Genomic DNA, 13,634 nt, shown 5'->3' with positions numbered 1-13,634 from the left:
GACGTGAGCGCCCCGTTCCCGCACCTGTTCTCGCCGATCCAGCTCGGTGGCATCACGCTGAAGAACCGGCTGGTTGCACTTCCCGCAGGCACGTCGATGGCGGTCGACGGCGTGCCGACACACGGGGACACCGAGCACTTCGAGCGTTTGGCGGCGGGGGGAGTCGGAATGATCATCGGCGGTGCCACCGTCGTACACCCCACGACGACGCTGCGGTCCCGGAAACTGATCGAAGCCTACCGCGACGAGTTCGTTCCGGCTGCTGCGGCGAAAGTGGAGGCAGTGCATCGGCACGGCGCTAAATTCGTCGGGCAACTCTGCCACATCGGACGCGAGTTCATCGGGGGTGAGTCGGATGCACCACCGTCGGCGCCGTCTGCTATCAAAACGGTGCGCGACGCGTACCCACCCCACGAGCTGTCGGCAGCGGAAATCGACGACATCGTGGAGGGATGGCGTGTGTCGACGCGCAATCTGGTGGCAGCAGGTGCAGACGGGGTGGAACTCCATGCCGCACATGGATACTTGCCTGCTCAGTTCATGTCGCCGCTCACGAATCGACGATCGGACAGTTTCGGAGGGTCGTTCGAGGCCCGCATGCGGTTCCCTCGGATGATCATCGACGCGATGCGGTCGGAGATTCCCGCGGGATTCGTGCTCGGAGTCAGATTGAGTGGGGAGGAGGAGATCCCCGGCGGAATGGGGATCGACGATTGCGTGCGGATTGCGGAGAATCTCGCGGAACTCGGGATCGACTACTTCAGCATCACTCACGGAACGCGCGGGAAGTACGTGAAGGATTCGTCGGGCGAGGACGCCGTTGCGATTCCGTCGGCCGCGCGTGTCAAGGCAGCCACCGGACTACCGACTCTCGTCGGGCAGCGGATACGGGACGCGGGCACCGCCGACCACGCCATCAAGTCCGGACACGCCGACATGGTCGGCATGGCACGGGCCCTGATCGCCGACCCGGAGCTACCGAACAAGTCCCGCACCGGACGTGTGGCCGAAATCCGCGGTTGCCTCGGCGTCAACCAGGATTGCAGGGCGTTCGACCCGCACCTGCACTGCGCGGTCAACGCCGAGATCGGGCGTGGTCGACACGTCGACGTCGGCAAGCGAGCACGAAAATCGAAAGAAGTCTTCGTGATCGGCGGTGGCCCCGCTGGTCTCGAAGCCGCTCGGGTGGCGGCGGGGCGAGGGCACCGCGTGACCGTGTTCGAACAGGACAAGGTCTTGGGCGGTTCCGTCCGTGTGGCGGCATCGGCTCCTCGTCGTGCGACGTTGATCGACATCGTCGATTACCTCGAGCGCGAGCTGAGAAGGCTGAAAGTCGACGTGAACCTGTCGGCGGGGATCGGCTCCGGCGATCTCGACGACATCCGTTCTGCCGCAGATCACGTCGTCGTGGCGATCGGTTCGCGTCCCGCGAAGCTGACCCCAGTACTGCAGCAGCGGACCGCGTTCACGGTCGACGACGTTCTGCTCGGCCGAGTTCCTGCCGCGCCCGGCCGAGTCGTGGTGTTCGACGACGGCGACGGATTCTGGCCTGCGTACAGCGCAGCCGAGGCGTTGGCGCAGCGGGGATGGGACGTCACGTTCGCCACCGCGCTCACAGCGCTTGCCTCTCGTGTTCCGCCCGAGAGTGCAGGCCCGCTGCTCGCTCGATTGGGAAGCGCGGGTGTAGATTTCAAGATCGCCCACGCCCTCGATGTGCCCGACGACTTGACCGCTCCCGTGACGCTGCGTCCGGTGTTCGGAACCGGCGATCTGACGTACGAGGACATCGCGGTCGTTTGGCACGGACCTCGGGTTGCAGTGCCACCGTGGGGATTCGAACGCAGCGACACTGTCAGCATCATCGGAGACTGCGTCACGCCACGACGGATTTCCCATGCGATCGCCGAGGGGTACCGGGCGGGCGCGGAATTGTAGTCGAATCATTCGTTGGGACTCTATGTTCCGAGATCGAAGGGCAGAATCGATGAAAGTGGTTCCACGAGTTCTCTTGTCGGTGACAATCCTGTGTCTCGCAGTTGCGGGCACATCGTGTGGCCAGTCGCAAGCATCCGGTCCCGTCGAGGGTAGTTGGGAGGATATCGTCGCAGCGGCGAAGGAGGAGGGAAGCGTCCAGTTGTATTCGACGCAGCACCCGGAGAACCTGGAGGCGCTGAAAGTCGCTTTCGACGAGGCGTATCCGGGGATACAGCTCGAATTCACCCGTGGCTCCGACGTCGAGATGAACCCACGCGTCGAGACCGAAAATCGAACGGGGCGCGGCACCGCCGACGTGCACATGTCCTCGGATCCGGCGTGGGTCTCGGCGGCAGCGGAGTCGGGTGACTACTCGACTGCCTTCGTCGGGCCTGCGTTCGACGATCCTGCGTACGAGCGCAATCGAAGTGTTCTGGGCGACACCATGTTCCTGACGAGCGCCGCGGTCTTCGCACTCGGGTGGAACTCGAGCGCGCTGCCCGACGGGCTGCGGACTCCGGACGACATCCTCGATCCGGCACTGACCGGCCGCATCGGCGTGACGAATCCCGCAGGATTCGCAGCCGTCGTCGATCAATATCAGTTCTTCGACGAGAACTGGGTCGGAGGAGATTTCGACGCACGTCTGGCCGCGCTGCAACCACGTATCTACCCCGGCGCGTTGGCCATCGCGCAAGCTCTCGCGTCAGGAGAGATCGTCGCATCGCCCATGGTGCAGCCGCTCGTGCGCGAGATGGATGCCGGTGCGCCGGTGGGGTGGGCTCTGCCCGATCCGGCATGGGGAACGCCCTGGTACTCCCATGTTCTGTCGTCGGCGCCACATCCCAACGCGGCTCAGGTGCTCGCGAACTTCATGGTGTCTCGGGAGGGCCAGGTCGCGTTGTCGAAAGGGTACGCAAGTGCCCTCCCCGACATCCCGGGCGCGGTGGCCAGGGCTCAGGACATCCCGATGCCCGACACGGCCGCACTGACATCCGAGGCCATCGCGCAGTTTCAGGAGCGATGGGAGCAAGACTTCGTGAAGTGAGCTTTGTCGCGCTAACAGTTAGTGCACTAACTATTAGCGTATGCTCGAACGCGTGACTTCCACTGCTACCGATCCGCTGGCGCTCGACCGTCAGGTCTGCTTCGCCCTGGCGGTCACCAATCGGACCGTTCTGGCCGTGTACCGGCCGTTGCTCGAACCGATGGGGCTGACGCACCCCCAGTACTTGGTCATGCTCGCACTGTGGGAGCAGTCCCCGCGCTCGGTCAAGAACATCGGTGCCGCTCTTCACCTCGACTCGCCGACGCTGTCGCCGCTGCTGAAGAGGCTGGAGGGCAACGGTCTCGTCGAACGCACCCGGAGCCAGGCCGACGAAAGGCAGCTGGCCGTCGCGCTCACGGAGAAGGGTGTCGCGCTGCGGACCCAGGCCGAGGGCATTCCCGGTGCAGTTGTCGCCAAGCTCGGAGTCGACATGTCCGAACTGGAAGAACTCCACGGAGTCCTCACTCGCATCAACGCTGCAGCACTGGCTGCCGACCGATCGGACCAGGTATGAACAACAAGGCGGCACGCACCAAGCCCACCTTCTTCCAATGGCTCGGTTACGTGATCTTCGGGAGGAAACTTCCGCTTTCGATGCAGGAGTGGGTGCGCAACGACCTGGTCGGTAAAGGAGCGGTTCCTCGCCACCTGTTCCGGTCCTTGCTGCCCTTCACGCCCATCTTCGTCGGGTTTCTCGTGCTGTTCCCCGGCCCGCTGTGGTTGAGGGGTGCGATGGTGCTCTTGAGCGTTCTGCTCGCCCTCTTCTACACCGCGGCGTTCATGGAGCTCAATCGCGCGCGTCGCCTCGAGCTACACGGGTTGCCCCGTGACCTGCAGAGCGACCGCAGGCGACGAGACATCGATTCGCAGCGCGCGCGATACGAAGCTCAGTATCCGCATCACTGAACCAGCACGAAGACAGGTCCCGACGGCGGACGCCGTCGGGACCGGTTTTGTGGCGACCTGGTGAGATCTACCGCCACCCGAGGGCAGGTGCCACGTCGCGGAGCAACGACTCCATGACGTGAGCGCAGTAATCCACACCGAGCTGATTGGGAACCGTCAGCAACAGCGTGTCGGCGGCAGCGATCGCTTCGTCCTCGGCCAGCTGCGCGATCAGCTTGTCGGGTTCGCCCGCGTACGTCTTACCGAAACGTGCCTTGCCGCCGTCGAGGTATCCGACCTGGTCACTGCTGCCGCCTTCACGACCGAAGTATGCCCGGTCGACGTCGTCGACGATCGGAAAAATGCTACGGCTCACCGAGACTCGCGGCTCGAATGTGTGCTGGGTGTCCGCCCAACGCTTACGGAAGCGCTCGATCTGCTCGGCCTGCAGCTGATGGAACGGCACACCCGTGTCCTCGCTCAATAATGTCGAACTCATCAAGTTCATGCCGTTGTCCGCGGCCCACTCGGCGGTCTGACGCGTACCGGCACCCCACCAGATACGCTCCCGGAGGCCGGGGGAGTGTGGCTCGAGGCGCAGAAGGCCCGGCGGGTTGGGGAACATCGGGCGTGGGTTCGGTTTCGCGAATCCTTCACCTCGGAGCAGGTCTAGGAAGACGCGCGTATTCTCTCGTGCCATCTCCGCATGGTCGGCACCATCGGCAGGAACATGTCCGAAATGACGGTAGCCCTCGACGACCTGCTCCGGCGATCCTCGGCTGATGCCGAGCTGCAGCCTGGATCCCGAGATCAGATCGGCTGATCCGGCGTCCTCCACCATGTAGTGGGGGTTCTCGTAGCGCATGTCGATGACGCCGGTACCGATCTCGATCCGGTTCGTCTTCGCGCCTACCGCTGCCAACAGCGGAAACGGGGACGACAACTGGTTGGCGAAGTGGTGCACCCGGTAGTAGGCGCCGTCGGCACCCAACTCCTCGGCAGCGACCGCGAGGTCGATCGACTGCAACAGGACGTCCGACGCCGATCGCGTCTGCGATCCAGGCGCCGACGACCAGTGGCCGAACGACAGGAATCCGATGTTCTTCATGCCCCGTTGAACGTTCAACCGCATACGGTCATTCCCCGCGCTGTCACGGAGGCAGAACGAGCAGAAGAAAACCGGCTCCCGCCACCATTCCCGAGGCACCGATCGCTATCGCGATCGCCACGTCCGCCCGCTCCGGAGCGTCTGCCGCCTCCGGTCCCTGCGTCGACCACACCGCGCCCGCCACGGCGAGCGCGCCCAGGACGATGCCGATCCCGAAAGCCCAGAACGTCACGATGGACATCGCGCCTGCCATGAACGACCAGTCGATCCCCGCCTGGCGGGACCGAGGAGCGCGTGTTCTGACATCGTGTGATCTATTGTTGCGAATTCTCCACCGGCGTAACATCTTTCGTCATTCCTCGTGTGCGAGCACAGGACAGAAGACTCGTCCATCGGATGTCGAACCCCATGGCCACCCCCGTCGCCTCGGCGAGCGTCGAAAGGGAAAGCTCGGTGCGTTCGCGACGCTCGTTCGGTCTTCCCATTGTGGTCCTCGCCCGGGAACGATGTCAGTCGGTTCGGCATACCGGGAAGAATTCTTTCGCCAACTCGCCGACCGCACAGGGCAGGCGTGGGCCGCAGGCTCACGACGGGGTGAGACAATTCTCCGGTGAACCCGCGCGTGAAGAACAATGTGACGACGATCGGTGTCGACGGCGGCCCGACGGTCATGCTCGCGCATGGTTTCGGGTGCGATCAGAACCTGTGGCGTGCCGTCGTCGAACACTTGATCACGCACTGCAAGGTGGTGCTGTTCGACCATGTCGGTTCGGGTAGTTCGGATATTTCCGAATGGACGGAGGAGCGTTATTCCACTCTCGACGCCTACGCGGACGACGTCGTCGACATCGTCCGCGAACTCGACCTGCACGACGTCGTCTTCGTCGGCCACTCGGTGGCGTCGATGATCGGCGTTCTGGCGGCGGCTCGGCATCCGGATCTCTTCGCCAAACTCGTGCTTCTGACACCGTCGCCCCGCTACATCGACGACGACGGGTACTGCGGCGGCTTCTCCGAGGCTGACATCACCGAACTGCTCGAGTCCCTCGACAGCAACTACATGGGGTGGGCGCAGGTCATGGCGCCGCGCATCATGGGCAATCCCGACCGTCCCGAATTGGGTGAGGAATTGACCGAGAGCTTCTGCCGTACCAACCCTGCGTGTGCACGCGCGTTCGCTCGGGCGACGTTCCTGTCGGACAACCGCGCCGATCTCGACCGCGTCGTCACGCCGACGACGATCGTCGAGTGCGCCCACGATTCGCTCGCCCCACGAGAGGTAGGACGATTCGTGCACGAGCACATTCAGGGCAGCACGTTGGTGACATTGGATGCGCATGGTCACTGCCCGCACGTCAGCGATCCGGGGTCGACGGCCGACGCCATTCTGACGTTCGTCGATGCGGCATGAAATATCTCGACCCCGCCTTGCGGGACACTGTGGACGATCTGTACGACAACGCCCCGTGCGGTTACCTTGCGACCTGGCCGGACGGCAAGATCGCGGGAGTCAATGCGACGCTGTTGAACTGGCTCGAAAGCACACGAGAGGACCTGCTGGACAAGCAGTTCGGCGATCTGCTCACCGCCGGGGGGCGAATTCACTACGAAACGCACTTCGCCCCGCTTTTGTTCTCGGTGGGCGAATTCGACAGCGTGGCATTGGATTTGGTGTCGTCGACCGGTGAGCGGCTACCGATGTTCGTCACCGGCAATGTACGGCGCAACGAGGACGGTGAACCGGTACTCGTTCGCATCACCGCGATCGACGCACGGGAACGGCGCGCCTACGAGCGTGAACTCGTCGAGGAGCGTCGACGTGCCGAGCGCGAACACGAGCGCGCTCAGGTACTCGTCAGCACATTGCAGCGCTCGTTGCTACCGCCGAAGCTGTTGCCTCCCCGCGGACTCGACGCCGACGCGTACTACCACACCGCTTCGTGGGACGATGTCAGCGGCGACTTCTACGACATGTTCCCGCTGTCCGAGGACAGTTGGGGATTCTTCCTCGGTGACGTCTGCGGCAAGGGCTCGGACGCGGCAGTCGTCACCTCGCTCACGCGCTACACGCTGCGCGCGGCCGCGGTGTACGACTCCGGTCCGGTCAAGGTGCTGCACAACCTCGACACCGTGTTGAACCAGGAGTTCGACCAGGCAGACGCTCGATTCTGCACGGTGATCTACGGGACCTTGTCACGGCGAGACGGCGGATTCGACGTGCAACTGGCCAGCGGCGGCCATCCACCGGCCCTTCTGCTGAAGGCCGACGGTTCCGTCCGTTACGTCGAGACACCGGGTGGGCAGTTGGTCGGCATCCTGCCGAACGCGCGTTTCGTGGCGACCGAATGCCGACTCGAGCCGGGAGACACGTTCGTCCTGTACACCGACGGTCTCACCGAGGCCCGAACCGGGCGCGGACGTGAGCGCTACGACGACCACGGCGCGCTGCTCGAGTTCGCGCGGCGACACGCGCCGAACACTCCGTCGGGCATCGTCGCGGACTTGAAAACGCTGATGGAGAGTTTCGACAGCGGGCTGGAGGACGACGCCGCAGTCATGGCGTTCGGCATGCCGGTGCAGGAGCCGGATTCGTCTACTCCGTAAGGCGTTTCAACAATTGCGGCAACGTGACGGCGAGGTCGTGCTCGGCTTCGACTCGGCGTCGGGCGGTCTCCCCGAGCCGTCGACGCATGCTTCCGTCGGCCAGTACACCCTCGATCGCCGTCGCGAGTGCGGCTGAGTTTCCTGGTTCGACCAGCACTCCCGCTCCGCCGGTGAGAAACTCGGTGGTCCCGCCGTGATCGGTCCCGACGACGGGTAGTCCGTGGGACATCGCCTCGAGGACGGACAGGGGACCGGCCTCCGGCGAGGTGCTCGCGGACACCGCGACGTCCCATCGACGTAGCGCGGCATCGGTGTCGGTATGACCGAGGAATTCGACGCGGCCCGCCAGATCGGCTTGGGCAGCACGACGTTTCAACTCCTCGACGTAGGCGGCGTCGCCGGGGAAGCTGCCGCCGGCGAGCTCGAGCCGGACGCCGGGGAGCGACGCCACGGCGTCGAGAAGGACGGTGTGTCCCTTCCACGGCGTGAGCAGCGCGACCATCCCGACGACGGGCGGATCGTGAAGGTCCCCGCCGTACTGTTCGACCGGCCATCGAACACCGTTGTGCGACACGACGGTCGGTACTCCGGCGGCTTTCAGTGGAACCGCGGTGGCCTCCGACACCGACACCGCGACGCGGATCGCGGGTTTGCTGAGCGCGACGACGGCCTTCTGCTTCGCGCTCGTCATCGTGTCGTGTACGAGCCACGACGCACCTCGCTTCGGTCCCGCCACACGGGCGACCGGAAGTGCGAACAGCGAGTTGACGACCGTCGACGTTCCGGGGGAGCGGACAATCGGTCGCACCGACCGGCCGGCGGCCAACCATCGACCGACCAGTCGACACGCTGCGACACCGCGTGCAAGCCCCCGCTCACCACCGAGACTCAGCTCCGGAATGGCGATGTGGCGCACTCCGTCCGGTAGCGACTCGGACAGGCGACCGGTGGGGCATGCAACCACCGCCCGGTGCCCTGCGGTCTCGGCCTCGTCGACAAGATTCAGCAGAACCTTCTCGGCCCCCGAAACCTGGCCGGTATGTGCGATGAACACGATCGTCGCAGCATCGGTCATGTTCGACCCTTCTTCGTTCGTGGTGGTGGGTTACGAGCCGCAGGTGTTCGGCGGCGGGGTGCCCGCGACACGCCCGTCGACCCAGTCCTGCACTGTCGACCCGATGTTCAGAATGCCGTGCCCCTGTCCGGGTGCCGCGACGAGTTGCACGACGTCGCCGGCCGCGCACGCCTCACCCACTGCGGCCCGGGTCCACGAGGGAGTGATGAGGGCATCCTGATCGCCGTACGCGACCAGCATCGGCTTCTGCGCGCGGGTTCTCGGAACGCTGTATTCGGCCAGCCATTCGCGTAGCCGCTCTGCGGCCTCGGGGCTCGACGGCAGGTAGTCCGACGCCGGGGTGTCCTCGGCGATATCGGCCTGCAGTTGAGCCTTCTCACCGATGCAGGTGTCGAAGGCGTCCACGCGGCTCGCCAATGTTCCGTGCACGTAGTCGTCGAGGTTCAGTTCGGGGTGCTTGACCTGCAGTCCCTGCAGGAGCGACGGCAGCACCGTGATCTGCTCGGGCGTCAATGTGCCGGCGAGCATGGAGTCGACGAACGGTGTCAGATCGGTGGCCGGGGCGACGCTGATGGAACCGAGGAGATTCAGGCCCTGCCCGTAGTCCCCGGACAACTCGTTCGCGGACCACACAGCCTGTCCACCTTGAGACACGCCGTACCCGAGCCAGGTGTCGGACGTGTTCGGCTCGACTTCCTTCGCAGCCCGCACGGCATCGATGACGTTGTATCCCGCGGTGACCGGTTCGAGGTACGGGTGCGAGCGAGGGGTTCCCAGACCCTCGTAGTCGGTCATTGCCACGACGTAACCGTTCACGAGGAACGGAATGACGGTCGGCAGGTTGCCGAGGAGACCGATGTGTTTCGACGGCGCGCACCGACTCGACGACCCGGTGGTCGCGTGGCCCACCGACACGATCGGCCAGCCACCCGCAGGAGGGTCACCCTGTGGAACGAACACGACCCCGGTGACTTCGGTGGGGGAGGAGTCGATTCCCGACGTCGACTGGTAACGAACGGCGACGGTCTTCTGCGTCACGGTATCGAGGGCCGCATACCCCTGGAAGTCCGTCGGCTCGGCGAGCAACGTGCCCGGTGCTTCCGGGGTCGAACTCGTGGTCGCGGAGGATTGGTCGTTTTCGCCCGACGAGCAGGCGGCGATCAGCAGTACGACGAGCATCGGTGCCAGCCTGCGCACCGATGCGAGGCTGGTAGCGGGGTGTGCGCCCCCGGCGCTAAGTCCGAACATCTCGCAGCAGGGACAGCGGGTCGCTGCACAGTTGCTCGAGTGCGGACTCGACGACCGCCGAGTCGATCATCTTGTCGCAGAACGACGCCGTGTACGTGCGTCCGCCGGCAACCTCGGCGATCAACATGGTGACGCCGTCGGGTCCGTCCGGTTCCAAGGACGCGGCGATCTGCGGCGGTCGACCGTCGTTCGCCCATGCCAGATGGTCGAACATGCGCAGTTTGCCGAGGTCGCTGACTGCCAGGCGAAGCCGATCGGGAACGTCGACGACGCCGCCCGGTTCGGGCGTCGACGGACGCGAACGCCAGGACAGCAGTTTGTCCTTGATCTCGGACATTCCGAGAATGGCGACGGGCCACCCGGAATCGATGACCTGCTTCATCGTGGACGCGATGTCCACGGGTGTGAGGTCGACGGGAAGGTGCAGCGGAATACCGACCGCGAAATTGCCGTGCGACGCAAGATGTTCGGGGCCCAGATAGCGGCGAGAATTGAACAGAATCATGACCTGCTCGGACAGCGGCACGTTCTGCGCCAGCAAAGCGGCGCGCCACAGCGCCACCGAAATCGATGCCGTGGTTGCGCCTGCCGCATTCTCGGACGCCCACTGGCGCAGTTCGCTCACGCGCGCGGGCTCCATGTACGCCGACCGGCTGACCTTCGCCGACTCCCAGTTCTCGATGCGTCGCGACGGTACGTTCTCGGACGCGCCTGTGTTCTTGTGCTGATTTCGCAAACGCCAGAAGTCCCGCAGTGCAGCAGGTTTCGCGGAATAGTGCTTCCGCAACGCGGTCCAGGTCGAACCATCGGGCAGACCGGTGGCCAGGCCGCGGGCACGTGCGTCGTCGACGTCGCTCGAGAACGCCGCCAGAAGCATCAGTCCCATCTGCCCGTCGCCGATGCCGTGGGACAGATCGACCGCAAGGTAGTCACCGCAGACGATCACTTCCAGAGCCTTCTTCGGCCCCGGACGGTTTCGGATCTCGGTCAGCAAACGACCCAGATCCGACGTGTCGAGGTCGGGAAGTGCCAGCACCGCGCTGTTGTCCTCGCCGGTGCGATACTCCCAGTCGCGACTGTCGTGCTGCGGCTCGAGAGCCAACCGAGGGGTCTCGGAAGACTGCTCGGCTGCGTTCATCACCGCACGTGCAGTGGCGGCGTCAAGCCCCTTGGTCGGACCCGTCAGTGCGATGATGCGTGCGTCCGCGAAGACACGGTCCATCGCGGTCGATCGGTAGCGATGGCGGGCTGCACCGGGAGCGTCAGATCGCGGCATCGACGACCTCCTGCATCCGGTCGCGGAAGTTGGCGCGCGAGAAGCCTTCCGCCCATGTGCGAATCTCGTTGCGGTCGAACTCGCTCGGGGAGAACGACCTCATCGCTTCAGCGAAGCCGGCCACGATCTCGTCGTCCGAACCGAATGCGACATGAAGGCCGGTCTTGCCGGGCAACACGGTGTCGACCGCTCCACCCTCGCCGAGGGCGATGACCGGGGTACCGGTGGCCATCGACTCCACGGGAACGATGCCGAAATCCTCGATACCGGGCATCAGGAGAGCGCGCGTCTTGCGGTGCAGCTCCAGGAGCTTTTCGTGAGACACCCGGCCGAGGAACGTCGTCTTCGGACCCGCGAGCTCCCGGCACTGCTCCATCGCTCTACCGTCACCGGCGACGACCAGCGGAACGTTGGCTTCGGCGGCCGCGCGCACCGCGATGTCGGGTCGCTTGTACGGAACCAGACGGCCGGCGAGCAGGAAGAAGTCCTCGCGCTCGACCGACGTGTCGGGCGTGAACCCCTCGATGTCGACAGGCGGGTGTACGACGACGGCGTCGTCCCTGCCCCACCAATTCGAGATGCGCTCGGCCACCGCCGTCGAGTTCGCGACGACGGTGGTCAACTTGGGGGCCGCCGACGTCTCGCACTTGCGTGCCACAGCAGACAGCGCGGTCAGAATTCCCGCACCGACCTTGCCGCCACCTTCACCGGCACGCAGTTCCGGATCCCACGCCCACCGCGCTGGACTGTGGACGTAGGCGACGACCGGGGCGTCCGTCGCGAACACGGTCTGTGTGGCGAACGCGTGATGGCTGACGACGACGGCGGAATAGTCGTCGAGCTTCAACCGCCGGAAGGCGACCGGCATCAACGGCAGCACCGGGGCGTAGGAGCGCTGGCCGATGGCGTTGTAGATGTTGTTGAGAAAGGTGGTGTGCGGCGGCGAGGACAGGCCGGGAGGAATGCCTTCGGCGCGGGCGATGGGGGCGAAGACGTCCGCGTTCGGCCAGTGGAGTGCCAGCTGCTCCATGACGTGTTCCGACCCGGCGATCTCGGTGAATCGCTCGTGTACGAGGGCGATCTTGTCAGCTGGCACGGGTGTCCACCTCCGTGTTCTGTTGCGGTGTCGCCTGGTCGGCCCGATGGTCCTTGTTCTTGTTCTTCGGTTGCAGAACCAGGAACGACGAAATTCCGAATTCGTGAATCTGCTTCAGCGCACGCGCTGCGGCCTTCTTGTCCTTGCCGGCCTTGGAGACCAGAACCGCGACGGTATCGATGTCCGCGACATCGACTGCGCGCCACCACTCGTCGGTGAGTCCCATCGTCACGACCACGGGACGGCCGGCCGCCGCATCGGCGGCGTATCCGCGGGTCGGTCGATACACGGCTTCGTCTCCGACGAGGACCACGACCACTGCATCCCGCTTGCTCGCTGCATGCCGCGCATTGCTCCCGGACACGGAACTTCCGCGGTGAAGACTGTCGATGCGCGACGCCAGAATCGGAGGCAGATCGCCGGACGACGTCGCGTCGAACGCAGCACCGTTCTTCTTCGCGACCCGCCTGGCCCACGAACGGTTGGGTGACGAGCCGAACCGGCCACGCAGCAGAACGATCAGCTCCGCCGCCACCACCAACGTGGCCAACGCTGCCACCAGAGCCTCGGACATCGGTTTGGGAGACACAGGCGCGGTGTTCTGCTCCGGGCTCGACAGCACGACCAACTGGTCTCCGCCGCCACCCTGCAGCTGCGAGAGCTGTTGTTGCAGTTGCGACAGCTGTGTCTCGGCGGCGCTGCGGTTCGGGTCCTCGGCGGCGAGAGAGTTGACCCGAGCCTCCGCCGCCGCGATCGATGCCTGGGCCTGCTCGACCTGGCCTTGGGTGTCGCGCGCGTAGTTGGCGTTGGCTGCCTGCGCCACGTTGGTGACCATGGACTGCGCGAGGGCGAGGGCTGTCTCGGGCGAGTCCGTCGTGACCGTGTACGTCAACAGCGCGGGAGACGTGCCGGGGACGAGTTCGAGACTTGCGCTGAGTTGCCCGGCGTCCATGTCCGTGTCCACCTCGGACAGAACACGATTCAGCACGTCCGTGTCCGTGGCCAGCTGTTCGAACGGTGCACGCATCTGTTCGATGAACGCGTCGCCCGGGATGAGTGTCTGCGCGGGCTTGATTTCCGTGACGATCGAGGCTGAGTACTGCTTCTCCGTCAGCTCACTGCGGACGTAGAACACACCGGCCCCCACGAGAACTGCGATGACGAACGCAGGCAGGAGAGCGCGCCCGAGTTCTCGCATGTGCCCCGCCAGATCGATGGGCGGAGGAACGTCACCGCGATGCACGGCATCGTCTACGGGCACCAAGAGGGGCTCCTAAGGTCGCATCTGTCAACGTGGCCGAGTGTTACCCGCCCGGTAGT

The 13,634-nt window shown here is 65.1% G+C and carries 13 protein-coding genes; 6 read left to right on the top strand and 7 right to left on the bottom strand.

Annotation, left to right across the window (positions count from 1 at the left end; all coding sequences use genetic code 11):
- Nucleotides 1–3: 3 nt before the first annotated feature.
- The 4 genes from RhoFasB10_RS17515 to RhoFasB10_RS17500 are packed head-to-tail and all read left to right on the top strand — an operon-like array spanning nt 4 to nt 3,928.
- Nucleotides 4–1,935 carry an FAD-dependent oxidoreductase gene (locus tag RhoFasB10_RS17515; RefSeq protein WP_167677644.1) on the top strand — a complete coding sequence of 644 codons (1,932 nt, stop codon included), beginning with the start codon at nt 4–6 and terminating at the stop codon, nt 1,933–1,935.
- 49 nt (nt 1,936–1,984) lie between these two features.
- Entirely contained in the window at nt 1,985–3,022 is a 1,038-nt protein-coding gene (locus RhoFasB10_RS17510; protein WP_167677642.1) for an extracellular solute-binding protein, read from the top strand.
- Nucleotides 3,023–3,074: 52 nt separating this feature from the next.
- Nucleotides 3,075–3,536 (top strand): MarR family transcriptional regulator, encoded by a 462-nt coding sequence (locus tag RhoFasB10_RS17505; RefSeq protein ID WP_254303379.1) that lies wholly within the window; start codon nt 3,075–3,077, stop codon nt 3,534–3,536.
- On the top strand, nt 3,533–3,928 hold the full coding sequence (locus RhoFasB10_RS17500) for a DUF5313 family protein (protein ID WP_068421149.1): 396 nt from the start codon (nt 3,533–3,535) through the stop codon (nt 3,926–3,928). The genes RhoFasB10_RS17505 and RhoFasB10_RS17500 overlap by 4 nt, the downstream gene beginning before the upstream one ends.
- A gap of 67 nt (nt 3,929–3,995) precedes the next feature.
- Here RhoFasB10_RS17500 and RhoFasB10_RS17495 read toward each other — a convergent pair whose 3' ends face one another.
- Nucleotides 3,996–5,015 carry an LLM class flavin-dependent oxidoreductase gene (locus RhoFasB10_RS17495; RefSeq protein ID WP_068421279.1) on the bottom strand — a complete coding sequence of 340 codons (1,020 nt, stop codon included), beginning with the start codon at nt 5,013–5,015 and terminating at the stop codon, nt 3,996–3,998.
- 43 nt (nt 5,016–5,058) lie between these two features.
- Nucleotides 5,059–5,268 carry a hypothetical protein gene (locus tag RhoFasB10_RS17490; RefSeq protein WP_068421151.1) on the bottom strand — a complete coding sequence of 70 codons (210 nt, stop codon included), beginning with the start codon at nt 5,266–5,268 and terminating at the stop codon, nt 5,059–5,061.
- Between the two features lie 357 nt (nt 5,269–5,625).
- Between RhoFasB10_RS17490 and RhoFasB10_RS17485 the strand changes: the two genes are divergently transcribed.
- Both RhoFasB10_RS17485 and RhoFasB10_RS17480 read left to right on the top strand, forming a co-directional pair.
- On the top strand, nt 5,626–6,426 hold the full coding sequence (locus RhoFasB10_RS17485; RefSeq protein ID WP_068421152.1) for an alpha/beta hydrolase: 801 nt from the start codon (nt 5,626–5,628) through the stop codon (nt 6,424–6,426).
- Nucleotides 6,423–7,619: a SpoIIE family protein phosphatase gene (locus RhoFasB10_RS17480; protein WP_167677640.1), complete on the top strand. Its 1,197-nt coding sequence runs from the start codon at nt 6,423–6,425 to the stop codon at nt 7,617–7,619. Before RhoFasB10_RS17485 ends, RhoFasB10_RS17480 begins: the two co-directional genes overlap by 4 nt.
- On the opposite strand, the gene RhoFasB10_RS17475 is transcribed toward RhoFasB10_RS17480, so the two are convergent.
- Genes RhoFasB10_RS17475 through RhoFasB10_RS17455 form a run of 5 tightly spaced genes read right to left on the bottom strand, consistent with a single transcriptional unit; the run spans nt 7,609 to nt 13,575 of the window.
- Nucleotides 7,609–8,694: a glycosyltransferase family 4 protein gene (locus RhoFasB10_RS17475; RefSeq protein WP_068421158.1), complete on the bottom strand. Its 1,086-nt coding sequence runs from the start codon at nt 8,692–8,694 to the stop codon at nt 7,609–7,611. The genes RhoFasB10_RS17480 and RhoFasB10_RS17475 overlap by 11 nt on opposite strands.
- Before the next feature lie 30 nt (nt 8,695–8,724).
- On the bottom strand, nt 8,725–9,891 hold the full coding sequence (locus RhoFasB10_RS17470; RefSeq protein WP_308115176.1) for a lipase family protein: 1,167 nt from the start codon (nt 9,889–9,891) through the stop codon (nt 8,725–8,727).
- Nucleotides 9,892–9,928: 37 nt separating this feature from the next.
- A complete protein-coding gene (locus RhoFasB10_RS17465; RefSeq protein WP_240931211.1) occupies nt 9,929–11,218 on the bottom strand; it encodes a hypothetical protein in 1,290 nt (429 codons plus the stop codon).
- Nucleotides 11,205–12,314 (bottom strand): glycosyltransferase, encoded by a 1,110-nt coding sequence (locus RhoFasB10_RS17460; protein ID WP_167677636.1) that lies wholly within the window; start codon nt 12,312–12,314, stop codon nt 11,205–11,207. The genes RhoFasB10_RS17465 and RhoFasB10_RS17460 overlap by 14 nt, the downstream gene beginning before the upstream one ends.
- Entirely contained in the window at nt 12,304–13,575 is a 1,272-nt protein-coding gene (locus RhoFasB10_RS17455; RefSeq protein ID WP_167677634.1) for a hypothetical protein, read from the bottom strand. Before RhoFasB10_RS17455 ends, RhoFasB10_RS17460 begins: the two co-directional genes overlap by 11 nt.
- Nucleotides 13,576–13,634: the final 59 nt, after the last annotated feature.

Origin of the sequence: Rhodococcus sp. B10, assembly GCF_011770055.1 — a bacterium.
In the GTDB taxonomy this organism is placed as follows: domain Bacteria; phylum Actinomycetota; class Actinomycetes; order Mycobacteriales; family Mycobacteriaceae; genus Rhodococcoides; species Rhodococcoides kyotonensis_B.
This window is presented reverse-complemented; position numbering and strand designations above follow the sequence as displayed.